We start from the raw sequence: 12,638 nt of genomic DNA, 5'->3' as shown, positions 1-12,638 counted from the left end.
ATGCTTTTCAAATCCTGAGTTCGACTTGATTGCGCAGGTCGAAGTAGCTCGACCAGACAACTCGGTCAGTCCCCTCGCCCCTCTGGGGAGAGGGTTAGGGTGAGGGGTGGATTTCAAGCCCACCCCAAACTCCAGATCCGCCTCAGTTGCTCTTCACCGCATAATCCGGCCGCTTGTCGTTACCCGAAATGAACGGGCTCCACGGCTGGGCACGGATCGGCCCTTCGGTCTGCCACACAACGTTGAACTGACCGTCGGCCTGGATCTCGCCGATCATCACGGGCTTGTGCAAGTGGTGGTTGGTCTTGTCCATGGTCAGCGTGTAGCCCGACGGCGCGGCAAAGGTCTGGCCGGCGAGGGCTTCGCGGACTTTGTCGACATCGGTGGACTTGGCTTTTTCAGCCGCTTGCGCCCACATGTGGATGCCCACGTACGTGGCTTCCATCGGGTCGTTGGTCACCGCTTTGTCGGCGCCCGGCAGGTTGTGTTTCTTGGCGTAGGCTTTCCAGTCGGCCACGAACTTCTTGTTCGCCGGGTTCTCGACCGACTCGAAGTAGTTCCATGCCGCGAGGTTGCCCACCAGCGGTTTGGTGTCGATGCCACGCAGTTCTTCTTCGCCGACCGAGAACGCCACGACCGGAACGTCGGTGGCTTTCAAGCCCTGGTTGGCCAGTTCTTTATAGAACGGCACGTTGGAGTCGCCGTTGACGGTGGAGATGACCGCGGTCTTGCCGCCGGCCGAGAATTTCTTGATGTTGGCCACGATGGTTTGGTAATCGCTGTGGCCGAACGGGGTGTAGACCTCTTCGATGTCCTTGTCTGCCACGCCTTTGGAATGCAGGAACGAGCGCAGAATCTTGTTGGTGGTGCGCGGGTAAACGTAGTCGGTGCCGAGCAGGAAGTAGCGCTTGGCGCTGCCGCCTTCTTCGCTCATCAGGTATTCCACCGCCGGGATCGCTTGCTGGTTCGGCGCCGCGCCGGTGTAGAACACGTTCGGCGACATCTCTTCGCCTTCGTATTGCACCGGGTAGAACAGCAAGCCATTGAGCTCTTCGAACACCGGCAACACCGATTTGCGCGACACCGATGTCCAGCAACCGAACACCACGGCGACCTTGTCCTGAGTCAGCAATTGACGACCCTTTTCCGCGAACAGCGGCCAGTTCGACGCGGGGTCGACGACCACCGGTTCCAGCATCTTGCCGTTCACACCGCCCTTGGCGTTGATCTCGTCGATGGTCATCAACGCCATGTCTTTGAGCGAGGTTTCGGAGATCGCCATGGTGCCGGACAACGAATGCAGAATACCGACCTTGATGGTCTCCGCGGCCTGGACAGTCCAGGTCATGCCCATCGCGGCAATGCTTGCCGTGAGTGTGAAAGCCTTGATCAAGCTGCGACGCTTCATTGTGCGATCTCCATGAACGTTAGTAATTTTTCTGGGTTGGCAGATGCGGACTACTGAAGGGTCTTTAGCAAGGGCTGTGCCTGATTGGCACAGGCAGGGAAACAGCGTGATAGAGCTCTCGGTGTTTCTGGCGACGCACCAGACTGGGGCTTGATCAAGGCGCGGGTGCATCGTCGTGCGCGGCATTGGTGCCGGCTGCGCCAAAAGCAGAAAACCTGTTGGCGATAAATATGTACCACCTGCGAGGCTCCGGGATCTTGATCATCGTGGCTTCTCAATCAAGTGAGCAGCGCATGGACAGCACCTCTATCAGCACACCTTCAAAACCCGGAGAAGCGGCCAGATTTCCTGCTTTGGGACCGTCATTCATCAGTGCGGATGATGCGGCGTATTGGGTACACCGGCAGATCGGCGCGCGCCGTGACAGGGCTTATGGCGGGGTGATCGTGCAGCGTGGCGACGGAAAGTTTCAGCCCACGTTGCCGGTCGCGGGAAGGATGGGGCATTTCGATTTCGACTCGATGCTGTCTACCGGCACTTCCGGAGAACTGTTCACCCCCATTGGCTACAGTGGCGCGGCGTATTACCTGTCCCATTCGGCCAGTCACGCCGAAGTCCTGCGTACTCATCCCCGCTGGACGGGCGAGCAGATCAAGTTGAGCCTCGGTTTTTTTTCCAGAGGACATATCCTGAGCCATATGCAGGACCCGGGTCCCTATGGCCAGCGTCACTATCTGTCGGGGCCGGATGGTTCGCTGATCAAGTACGAGTCCACTCAGCCGGCAGAAGAGAAAAAGCTCTTTGAGCAGGGGTTCAAGGCTTTCGGGCTGTTCTCCGACGTCGAACAGTTGATTCAGAAAGTGGCCCAGACCGGCACCCTGAGCATTCTGGTGGCCAATGAGCAGTGGGGCGGGGTGCGAGGGAACGTGTCCGCGAGCTGGACCCTTGGTACCGCAGCGGTGCGAAGTCCGACCCCGTTACAGCCGTTTTTCTGTGCGGTGTTCGATCAAGTTGAACAGGCCATCGAAGCGGCAGCCGCGATGGTCGCCCCGTCCACCGGCAGCGTTTACCTGGGCTTTGTCGTGACCTCTGCCGGCAGCTCCGAGTGCATGGCGACCTATCCGGTTCTTTCCAGCGAGCCGGCAGCCGAACTGTTCAAAGCCTTTCCGATGACAGCTGATCGCAAGCTGGAACGCCTGCTCGATTTCGACCTGAACGGCATTTACTTTCTACCGCAGGGCGACGCGGCTCAGAGCGCCAGCGAACCTTGGCTTTGTGAGCGTTTTTTTTCACCGGCCGAGTTGGCTGCGGGCATCAAGTTTTCGCTATGGGATGTGTATCGGCAGGAATACCCCGATTTACTGAAGGTCTATGCCCGGACCCGGGACGGTGCCGTGTTGCAGTACCGTCTCTCGGGGCACCTGCGTGAAGTTCCGCTGAAGGACAGCACGGATCTCAACGCTCGACTGAAGGATGGCACGCTCAAGCCTGCGGATTACATCAGACAGGTGGCCGCAGCCGGCGAGCTGATGGTGTTGAAGGACAGCGCATTGTGGGATGTTGTCGGGGTCGTTGGTGTCGACTGGCAACCCTACGCCAGGTCGCGGCGCTTGAGTCCCGCTTTCCTCATGGCGGACGATGCCGCACGTTTTGCGCACGAGTACATCGGCAGTCGACGTGAACAAGGCTACGTCGGGATGATTTTGCAGGACCAAAACAAACGCTTCGTCGCCACAGAACCGGTTTTTGCCGCACAACCACGGTTTGCGCTGGACAGGCTCTGCCCCCTCGATGCCACCGGCGCACCGATCATGCTGGTCGAGGGGTATTCCTTTCATGGGCTGTACGCCTCGCGTTGGCAAACCGACTCCGTGCCCATCGCACGTGCCGATGTGCAAGAGCAGCTGACGGCAGCGCAAATGTTCACCGCCGAAGACATTCGTTCGGTGTTCGACAAGAGCGCGCATGTTATCGATTTCTACCTGTCCGGCTCCGCCGACAGTCTGTTGGTCTTCAGCCCCGACGCCTCGACAGTGGCGGCTCGCAACAGGCTGCAAGGGCGGGTTGCCGAACTCGCTGATGGCAAGACACTGATTGACCGGGAGCTGGCGGCCGGCACACTTGAGCCCGGCGCAGTGGCCGATGAACTGGCCAGCACTGGCAGATTGTGCGTGGTGGTCGGCAACGACGTGTGGGGTCCGCGGGGGACGGTGCTGGGTGATCAGTCAAACAATGAGGCAACCCGCGCAGACGTTTCCGCTCCGATACTGCGGGCGATTTTTACCAGCGCCGAGGACGCGGTGCTGAACGCCCGTCATCGAGCCAGGCTCGACTACCGCACGGCTGCGGCGGGTTGGGGATTTATCCTCAAGCACAAGGAGCGCGAGGAGTATGTGGCCACCGAAACGGTGCCAACCAGGCGCCTGGGAGCACTGAATCAGGCGAGTGACTTCGGCGCCCCTGTATTGATCGACGAGTTCCGGACCCTCGGGCTTTATTACTCGGCAAGCTGGATGCCTAAAGGGTTATCGACAGCGGACGCCTGGTTTGCCCGGCATTTTGCTTCCCTCAGCGATCTGGCTGCGGCGATCTACGATGACAAGAAAACGCAACGCCTTACGCATTTTCAGGACCTGAGCATTTTTATCGCGACGCTGGATGGGGCATTGTTGCGGTATCAGTACCCGGCCACCTCAACACAATTCGACGAAGAGGGTATGCGGCAACTGACGTCGGCCTTGGCTAAGGACGCGCCGCCCTATGCCAACGTCATTCAATTGATCGCCAAGGGCGGAGAACTGAAGGTGCTGCGCACCAGTGAGCTGTGGGACGAGCCCGGCATCGTCGGCCCAGACTGGAAACCTTTCGTGCAGCTCCAGCGGCGAGCCCTCAGCCCGGTCTTTCTGTCGACGGATGATGCCGCGCGCTATGCGCTGGTGCAGTTGGGCTCGCGGCGTGAGCGGATCTACGGAGGCCTGGTACTGCGTCGCGCCGATGGTTTGTTTGTCGCGACGTTGCCGGTGGCGGTCGAGGTCGAAAACTTTCCTGCCGGCTGGATTCGTCTGGACGAACTGATTGAGGAGGGGGCGTTTCTGGCCGGGAGCACAGTCGTTGCCCGGTACCATTCCCGAATGCAGGTCGAACCGATTTTCGCGTTGTCGAACCGCGAGCGGGACGTGTATCTCAATATGTTTTCCACCGATTTTCTTTCGGACATCCTGGCCGGTTCCGGGCTATCTCCATCGCTGTCGCCCGGCAAGGAGTATCTGCTTGGGCTGGACGGCAGCCTGATCAGCTACACCCTCAGTGGAAGCGCTGCAGAAAAGCAACTCGCCCGGGCATTGGCGCCACCCAGCCAATTGCAGCGCAGGCATACTCCGATAGAACTGCAAATGCGCAACGGCACGTTAACTCCCAGTGAGTACGTCAATCAGGTTGCAAGAGCCGGCCGGTTGCAAGTGGTTCAGGGAAGTCGACTGTGGGGCGAGGTCCGGCAGTTGTCAGACTGGAGTGCTTATCCCGGTGTTATCTCTTTGGAGGTGCATCGATTTGCGATTGCCGATCCGGCGCTCGGCCCGGTCTTCACACAGATGGACGATGCGATACGGCATGTCCATCGCACGGCGGGGGCGCGGGCCGGCCTGATGTTCGGCTTTGTGCTCAAGTCGCTGAGCGGGGAACGGTACGTCACGACGCTGCCGATTGACGGGCGGCAGGGGCATCTCACGGTCGAGCGGGTGTTTCCCGAAGCGTTATTACCGTTGGGGTATCGAGTCGAGGGCATCTATTTATGTCCGTCGACCCGTCCGGGACGCTTGCCCCATGACGTAACTCACAACTTCATCTCACCTCGGGATTTGTCTCACGGGTTGGATGCCGTCGGTGTACGCACGGCTGAAGGCTCCACGTACCTCAACGTCTTCATTTCCTGTGCCGATGGCGCCTTGTTGCGCTACGCCCCCAGAACCAAGGCACCGCAATGGACCCTGTTTCATGCCACGGTGGCCTACGAGAAGGTCATGCAATCAGGGCAGGAGCCGCTGATCGAGTATCTGCGCAAAGTGATCGCAAACGGTGAATTGCAGGTCGTGGTGCGCAGTGCTTTCTGGTCGCCGTTCAGGGTTGATGCCCGGGGTGTCAAAACCGGTATCGGGCTGATCAGGTGGGCGCGGGATAACCGATTTGCGCTCGGGCCCGTCTATGCGCATGCCGATGATGCCGCTCGCTCGGCACAAAGACAGATTGGCGAGTACGTCGGCCAGCAGTATCTGGGTGGCGTGCTGATCCACCAGGCGTCTTCTTCGTTCGTCGCCGTCGAGCCGCTTGAGGATGGCCTCGACAGTGACGCTGCCAGCGCACTGTTTTACTCCGGGCCGGGCGGGCCCATTGCATCGGTCACCTTGCCGGGGGCGCAGCCCTTGCCATTGCCGGTTTTCCCCCGGGACTACAAATGGGTGGCTGTTCATCAGTTCTACAAACGCTTCAATCTGTTCGTGAAGGACCCCAGCGAGTCTGATCGATTGCTGCTGGATAACCTGGCCCTGGCGGACCTGTGGTTCAGCAGGGATGTGGTGAAAAATAGCGGGGTCTCCGGGGGCTGTTGCTATTTCACCGGGCGAGGCGGGGCTCTGTTCAAGTTCACTCCAAGCTTCTCACCGCAGGAAATCGCATTTTTCAACGAAGAGGCTAAGGACGGGGTCGCTGCATACCTCGCCCGACTCGCCAGCGTCGGTCGGCTTGAAGTAGTGGACACCGATGGTTACTGGCACCGCCGCGGACGTCTGAATTCAACCTGGATGCCGGCTGTACAACCGGACGTGAAGCCAGACGTGAAGCCAGACCGGGATGAACTGTAGAGCGCCACTTACTGTGAACTGAGTGCTCATGAGCCGTGCCCCTCAGGTGGGCATGGCTCAGCGGCGCTGCATGAGGCCGATGAAAAACAACCGGCCAATGGCGCCGTGGCCACGGGAACGCGATCAGTCAGGGAAGAGGACTATCTATGTACCGCCATGGGCGTATTTCACAGTGCGACAGTGGGGCTCAATGAAGACTCAATGGAGTACTCCCATCATGGATGAACAACCACAACAGCCCGATTCGACACCCACTGTATCAACACTAAATGTGTTGGCTCCGACCTTTCTTTCGGCGGACGACGCCGCCTGTTATGCCCACGAACGGGTAGGGCGGCGCCGTAATCGTGGCTACTACGGCTATATCCTTCAGCGAGATGATCAACGGTACGTGATTACTGAGCCCGCCGCACAACCGGCCAGTTCGGGTCCGCATCACCAGCTTGTCCCCGACAATCATGTCTTGCACAGTCGGTTTTATTCTCACCCTGCACTTTCGACACTCGACGCACACGAAGTAGCGGATCTGGAATGGTCCGTCGATGATGCGGCGACGAGCCTGCTGATGTTCAGTGTCAAGGAGTTGCGCAATATCCTGGGAACCACCTTTTCGGTTTATCTGTCGGGCGCCGAAGACAGTTTGATCGGTTTCACTGTTGATGACTCGCGCTCGCAGGCGCTGCTCAAACAGTTGGGAACCCCCCAATCGCCCGGCAAGCTCGCCCTCGACCTGGAAAAGGGCGTGGTCAAACCGGAACAACTTGTGACAGAGGCGGCGGCCGCCGGCGATTTGCAGGTCATTATCAGCAACGGTCGCTGGCGACCTCGGGGCAAAGTCACGGAGCACTTCGTTCCCGGCCCTTGGCAGCGGAACGTTCCGGAGAGGGTGTCGTTGGGTGCGGTTTTCCAGTCAGCCGACGAAGCGGCGCTCGATCGCTATGCCCGAAACACCGTACAACGTGATGAAGGACAGACCTGGTTCGGGTTCATTCTCAAGCACGAGGGCAAAGAAGAATATGTCGCTTCAGAACTGGTTCCCGTCAGTTTTCCAAGGGACAAGCTTTTCCTGGAGCGCAGTCTGTTTGGACGTTCCCCAACGTCCGGGGAATATGTCTATCCCGAGTCATTCATCTCTCACTCCTATTTCTATTCGCGCCAGCGGGTCAAGTATGAGCGGGATGCGCCCCGACGCTGGCTGGCCGAGCATTTCATTGTTCCGAAAGATTTGTGGGTCGCTGTCTACAACGCAAAAAAACGCCCTGCCTTCGGGGAAAGAGTTCCGGCTTTACTCTACGTGTCGACGCCGGACGGCGCGCTATTGAAATATGTGCCCCGCCCGGACACCCCGCTGTTCGACAACACCGACCCGAACATGGGCCTGGAGGCCATTCAAAACAATCTGGCCAAGGGCGTGTCGAGCGCGACCGATTTTGTCGCGACGGTCGCCCGCAACGATGCATTGCACGTGTTGCGCACCAGTGTGTGCTGGGACAGGAAAGGGCTGGTCGGCCCCCATTGGGCGCCGAGCCAGAATCTGCAGCGTCGTTCGCTCGGTCCGGTGTTCCTGACGGTTGATGACGCCGCCGTGCATGCGCGTTCGCAGGTGCCCTCCGGCACGCCAAGAGCATTCGGTGGCCTGATTTTCCTGCGCTCTGACGGAAGGTATGTGGCCACGGATCCTGTCGACATTCCCCAGGAAGACTTTGATGCCAAGTGGATCTTTGCGGATGCAGCGGTCGAGCTCGGCCTGTTTCCGCCCGACTGCACGGTCGTTGCGCGTTACCGCTCTCGGGTGCTGCGCGCGTTACCTGTCCTCTTGTCCGACGTCGACAAAGAGCTCTATCGCAACATGCTCTCTGTCGATTCCGTTTACACCGCTTTCATGAGGAGAACGCGGGCACTCGATGAGTACCTGTTTGCACCCGACGGAGCGATCATTCGTTACCGGATCGGCACTTGGGAGCGCATCCGCGCGGATCTGGGCATTACGATAAGCCTGTCGGGTAAACCGGGCCGCGATCTGGATGCCTCCTGGATCAAGGAACAGATCCATGCCGGTACTTTGACGCCGACCGCATGGGTTAAAAAACTGGTCAGTTCCGGGTATCTGAAGGTGGTTGCAGGAAGCCGTCTCTGGGGGGCCGCTCGTGACGTCACGGAGTTTGAACCGTATCAGACAACAGCCCATACGACAGGTTACCCAAGGGCTTTGGTGGAACCGGCTTACAGCGCAGTCTGCATCCAGGAGCAGGATGCCGCACGTCTGGCTCATGAACAGGCAGGCAGTCGCGAACTCCTCGGCTTTGGATTTATCCTGCGTCACGCCCGGGACGGTTCATTCCTCGCAACGCTGCCCGTGAGTGTGCGCAACTCACGGTTGGCATATGACCGTGTCTTCCCCGGTGTATTGCCTTACCGCTACGTGGACAGTGGGCTCATCCTGTGTGCAGCCGCTACGCCGCCGGGCCTGTCGGACGATGACTATCGGCACTTCTTTTCACCCATGGAGGTGAGCCTGGCGCGTGACAGCGTCCGTACGTCCAACGGGTACAGGCCGATTTATTTTTCCTGTGGCGACGGCGCATTGCTACGTCTTGAACTCGCCCCGTTCGATCCGGTTGTGTCTCGGGACAGATTTGGTCAGGTCCAGGTCAGGGACAATCCGTTTGCGACAACGGCGCAGGCTCAACGTGATCAGGACGCTATCAACCGTGGCGCATTCACGATGACCGATTACGTTCGGCGTATGGCGGCGGCGGGGAAACTGGAGGTGCTGTTGACCAGCGCTTACTGGTCCCGTCCGGGGGAGGTGGGTCAGGACTGGTTTGCTGGTATGCCGTCTGTGTCCGTCGAAGCAAGGTGGGCAAGCAAGGCCAGGCTGCCGTTTGGGCCGATGTTTCATCATCCGGACGATGCCGCTCGTTATGCTCAGCTTCGAGCGGCACGATTCAATCGAGGAATGGCGTGTACAGGCGCAATCCTGACTAAACCCGGTACCTATTCATACGTTGGCATGCAACCCCTCGCTGGCACGCATCATCCCGATGCAGCCATCGGGCTGATCTTCCGCACGGCGAGTGACGTTTCAGCTTCACCAGGCACTCGATTGCCGCGCTTGCCTGACGGCTACACATGGATGGCCAGCCATCAGATTGCTCAATCAGATGACGCGCGACCGGGATCAAATGTCGACGCTGCGTATTTCGCCTCTCCCGACTCGATTCATTCACACGCCCAGGTCGTGAAAAACAAAGGTTTTGGTATTACGTCTTTCTACTATTCGTCACGCGACGGAGCATTGTTGAAATACGTACCGACCTATTCGATCGCGGAGCAAGCACTGCTTAAAGTCAAACTGGTGCAACCCCCCAATGATCAATGGACCACTGTGTTGTCGTTCGATGCTTTCATTTCCAGGCTGGCTAACAACAGCCATTTAGAAGTGTTGAAGGCCGGCGGTTATTGGCGCCTGGCCGGGCGGATGGGCACCGACTGGAAAAACGTACGCCAACAGTTTCCCGACGTATCCGTCCAGCTTCCCCGGGATGAGTTGTAACCGTGTCTGGAGCCTGACCCCGTCGCACCCGGTCAACGCTTGCGCATGAGGCCGATGAAAAACAACCCGCCAATCGCCGCCGTGGCCACGCCGATCGGCAAGTCCTCGGGGGCGATCAGCGTGCGCGCGGCGACATCGACCCACACCAGAAACACACTGCCCAACAGCACGCACACCGGCAACAATCGCCGATGTTCGGCGCCGACCAATCGACGGGCAATGTGCGGCACCATCAGGCCGACAAACCCGATGGAGCCGCTGATCGACACCAGTACGCCGGTCATCAACGATGCAATCAAAAATACACGCAGGCGTACGGTGCGGGCGTTGAGCCCAAGGGTCACTGCCGTCTGTTCACCAGCCATCAAAGCGTTCAGCGGTCGGGCCATGCCCAGCAGCAAAACAAGCCCCAGCAGCACACTGCCGGCTGGCACCGCAAGCAACTCCCAACGCGCCAACCCGAGCCCGCCGAGCATCCAGAACATCACCGCAGAACTGGCTCGATGATCGCCGAGAAACAGTAGCAAATTGGCAATCGCCATCATCACGAACGACACCGCCACACCACACAACAACAGCCGATCACTGTCCAGGCGACCGTTGCGATTGGCGATCATCAATACGATCAACATGCTCAGCAGCGCGCCGATAAACGCCGCTATCGGCAAGGTCAGCAGGCCGACGATTTCACCGACATGCAACACCACGAGTACCGCGCCAAGGGTGGCGCCGGAAGTGACCCCGAGCAGGTGTGGGTCGGCTAATGGATTGCGCGTCACCGCTTGCAACACCGCGCCGATCAGCGCCAGACCGGCACCCACCAGCGCGCCCAACAGCATGCGCGGTACACGGATCAACCAGACGATATGTTCCTGCCCTGCGGCCCAGTCCGGAACGCCGAAACCAAACATCTTGTGCAGCAATATCCGCCACACCAAGTCCAACGGAACCCGCGCCGGACCGAAGCCCAGCGACACCACGCACGACACCAGCAACAGCGCACCGAGCGTCACCAGCAGCAAGGCATAGCGACGATCCATCATTCGCCGTGGAACCCTTTGGCCAGGGTCTCAACCGCCAGCACGTTGTCGATGCCCGGCGTGGCCTGCACATACGGAATCACGATGAAACGCTGGTTCTTGATCGCGTCCACCGATCGCAGCGCCTTGTTATTGAGCAGAAATTGCTCCTTCTGCTCGGCGGTAACTTCGCCGTAGTCGACGATCACGATCACCTGAGGATTGCGCTCGACCACATTCTCCCAATTGACGCGGGTCCAGCTCGCCTCGACGTCGTCCAGAATGTTGCGCCCGCCCGCTGCGTCGATCAGTGCCTGCGGCATGCCGAGGCGGCCGGAGGTCATGGCGCGGTCTTCGCCGTTGTCGTAGAGGAACACGCGCGGTTTATCGACGGGCAGATCCTTGTGCACCTCGGCGACTTGCGCCTGCATGTCGGCGATCAGGGCATTGGCGCGATCCTGCACGTCGAAGATTTTGCCGAGGTTGCGCAGGTCGTTGTAGGTGTCTTCCAGGCTGGCCGGTGGGCGCTTCATGACGAAGGCGCAGGACTCGGTCAGCTCGTAGACGTTGATGCCCAATGGCTGAAGTGTTTGCGGTGTGAGGTCGCCGCCCACGCGCATGCCGTAATCCCAGCCGGCGAAGAAGAAGTCGACGTTGGCATTGAGCAGGGTTTCCACAGACGGGTACTTGGCTGCCAGCTCCGGCAAGCCGTCGAGGATGGTCTGCATATCGGGCGTGACTGACTTCCAGCCTGTCACGCCGCTGTAGCCGGCCATGCTCGGTTTGAGGCCGAGGGCGAGCATCATCTGGGTCATGTTGATGTCGTGGCTGACCGCGTGTTTCGGTGCTTGCTTGAACGTCACTTCGCGGTTGCAGCTGTGGATCGTCAACGGGTATTTCGTGGCCTCGGCCAACGCTTGGGCACTGCCCAGCAACAGGGTGACGCAAAGCAGGGAACGCAAAGTCATAGTTGGGTTATCCAGGTGATTCGTGGGTAGCCGTGCAAGGGGTGTTCATCGATCAGCGCTTCCACTCCGAATACTTCGCGCAGCAGCGGGGCGGTCAGGACTTCTTTCGGTGTGCCGCTGGCGACGATGCGACCGTGATTGATCACGTACAAACGATCGCAGAAAGCGGCGGCCAGATTGAGGTCGTGGATGCTGGCCAGGGTGCCGATTTTCAGGCGTTTGACCAGCTGTAAAAGCTCAAGCTGAAAGCGCGGGTCGAGATGGTTGGTCGGCTCATCGAGAATCAGCAATTGCGGTTGCTGGGCCAGGGCGCGGGCGAGAATCACGCGTTGTTTTTCTCCGCCAGAGAGGGTAGCGAAGGCGTGGTTTTCGAAGCCTTTGAGGCCGACGGATTCGAGGGCCTGGGTCGCGAGATTCCGGTCTTCCAGGGTGTCGCCGTCGAACAGGCCTTTGTGCGGTGTACGACCCATGGCGACCACCTCATCGACGGTCAAGCCGAAGGCGTCGGGGAATTCCTGCAACACCACGGCGATGCGTCTGGCGCACCAGCGCGAGGATTGCTTCCAGACGTTTTGGTGGTCGAGCCGGACCTCGCCGCTCTCCGGTTTACTGAAGCGGTAAGCGCAACGCAGCAGGCTGGTCTTGCCGCTGCCGTTGGGGCCGATCAACCCGACGAACTCACCGGCGGCCACGTGCAGGGAGGCATCACGCAGCTGGAACTGGTGATGGCAGTGGCCGTGTCCCAGGGGAGTCCAGGCGAGGTTTTTGAGGTTCAGCGAGGTCATGCGTTAACTCTGAAATATGGGGTGTTGCTGATGGCCTCTTCGCGGG

6 protein-coding genes are annotated in these 12,638 nt (G+C 59.6%); 2 read left to right on the top strand and 4 right to left on the bottom strand.

What is annotated here, in order from left to right:
* Nucleotides 1-142: 142 nt before the first annotated feature.
* Complete coding sequence (gene urtA / locus ACYZT6_RS23065) at nt 143-1,408, bottom strand: urea ABC transporter substrate-binding protein (protein ID WP_461979036.1); 1,266 nt, start codon at nt 1,406-1,408, stop codon at nt 143-145.
* Nucleotides 1,409-1,674: 266 nt separating this feature from the next.
* Here urtA and ACYZT6_RS23060 point away from each other — a divergent pair, with 266 nt between their 5' ends.
* Both ACYZT6_RS23060 and ACYZT6_RS23055 read left to right on the top strand, forming a co-directional pair.
* Complete coding sequence (locus ACYZT6_RS23060; protein WP_462030004.1) at nt 1,675-6,264, top strand: hypothetical protein; 4,590 nt, start codon at nt 1,675-1,677, stop codon at nt 6,262-6,264.
* Nucleotides 6,265-6,481: 217 nt separating this feature from the next.
* The gene (locus ACYZT6_RS23055; RefSeq protein WP_462028763.1) at nt 6,482-9,820 is read left to right on the top strand and encodes a hypothetical protein; all 3,339 of its coding nucleotides are present in this window, start codon (nt 6,482-6,484) and stop codon (nt 9,818-9,820) included.
* Between the two features lie 32 nt (nt 9,821-9,852).
* Here ACYZT6_RS23055 and ACYZT6_RS23050 read toward each other — a convergent pair whose 3' ends face one another.
* Genes ACYZT6_RS23050 through ACYZT6_RS23040 form a run of 3 tightly spaced genes read right to left on the bottom strand, consistent with a single transcriptional unit; the run spans nt 9,853 to nt 12,592 of the window.
* Nucleotides 9,853-10,863 (bottom strand): FecCD family ABC transporter permease, encoded by a 1,011-nt coding sequence (locus tag ACYZT6_RS23050; protein WP_462028762.1) that lies wholly within the window; start codon nt 10,861-10,863, stop codon nt 9,853-9,855.
* Nucleotides 10,860-11,807, bottom strand: a complete 948-nt coding sequence (locus ACYZT6_RS23045) for an ABC transporter substrate-binding protein (protein WP_462028761.1) — start codon at nt 11,805-11,807, stop codon at nt 10,860-10,862. Before ACYZT6_RS23045 ends, ACYZT6_RS23050 begins: the two co-directional genes overlap by 4 nt.
* Nucleotides 11,804-12,592 (bottom strand): ABC transporter ATP-binding protein, encoded by a 789-nt coding sequence (locus ACYZT6_RS23040; protein WP_462028760.1) that lies wholly within the window; start codon nt 12,590-12,592, stop codon nt 11,804-11,806. Before ACYZT6_RS23040 ends, ACYZT6_RS23045 begins: the two co-directional genes overlap by 4 nt.
* Nucleotides 12,593-12,638 lie beyond the last annotated feature (46 nt).

It is taken from the genome of Pseudomonas sp. RT6P73 (assembly GCF_054897715.1).
The sequence above is the reverse complement of the archived record's forward strand: the minus strand, read 5'-3'. Positions and strand labels throughout refer to the sequence as shown.

Excerpts from the sequence above, each read along its gene's own strand:
- urtA (WP_461979036.1), bottom strand. The coding sequence starts at position 1,408 with ATGAAGCGTCGCAGCTTGATCAAGGCTTTCACACTCACGGCAAGCATT.
- ACYZT6_RS23055 (WP_462028763.1), top strand. The coding sequence starts at position 6,482 with ATGGATGAACAACCACAACAGCCCGATTCGACACCCACTGTATCAACA.
- ACYZT6_RS23040 (WP_462028760.1), bottom strand. The coding sequence starts at position 12,592 with ATGACCTCGCTGAACCTCAAAAACCTCGCCTGGACTCCCCTGGGACAC.
- ACYZT6_RS23050 (WP_462028762.1), bottom strand. The coding sequence starts at position 10,863 with ATGATGGATCGTCGCTATGCCTTGCTGCTGGTGACGCTCGGTGCGCTG.
- ACYZT6_RS23045 (WP_462028761.1), bottom strand. The coding sequence starts at position 11,807 with ATGACTTTGCGTTCCCTGCTTTGCGTCACCCTGTTGCTGGGCAGTGCC.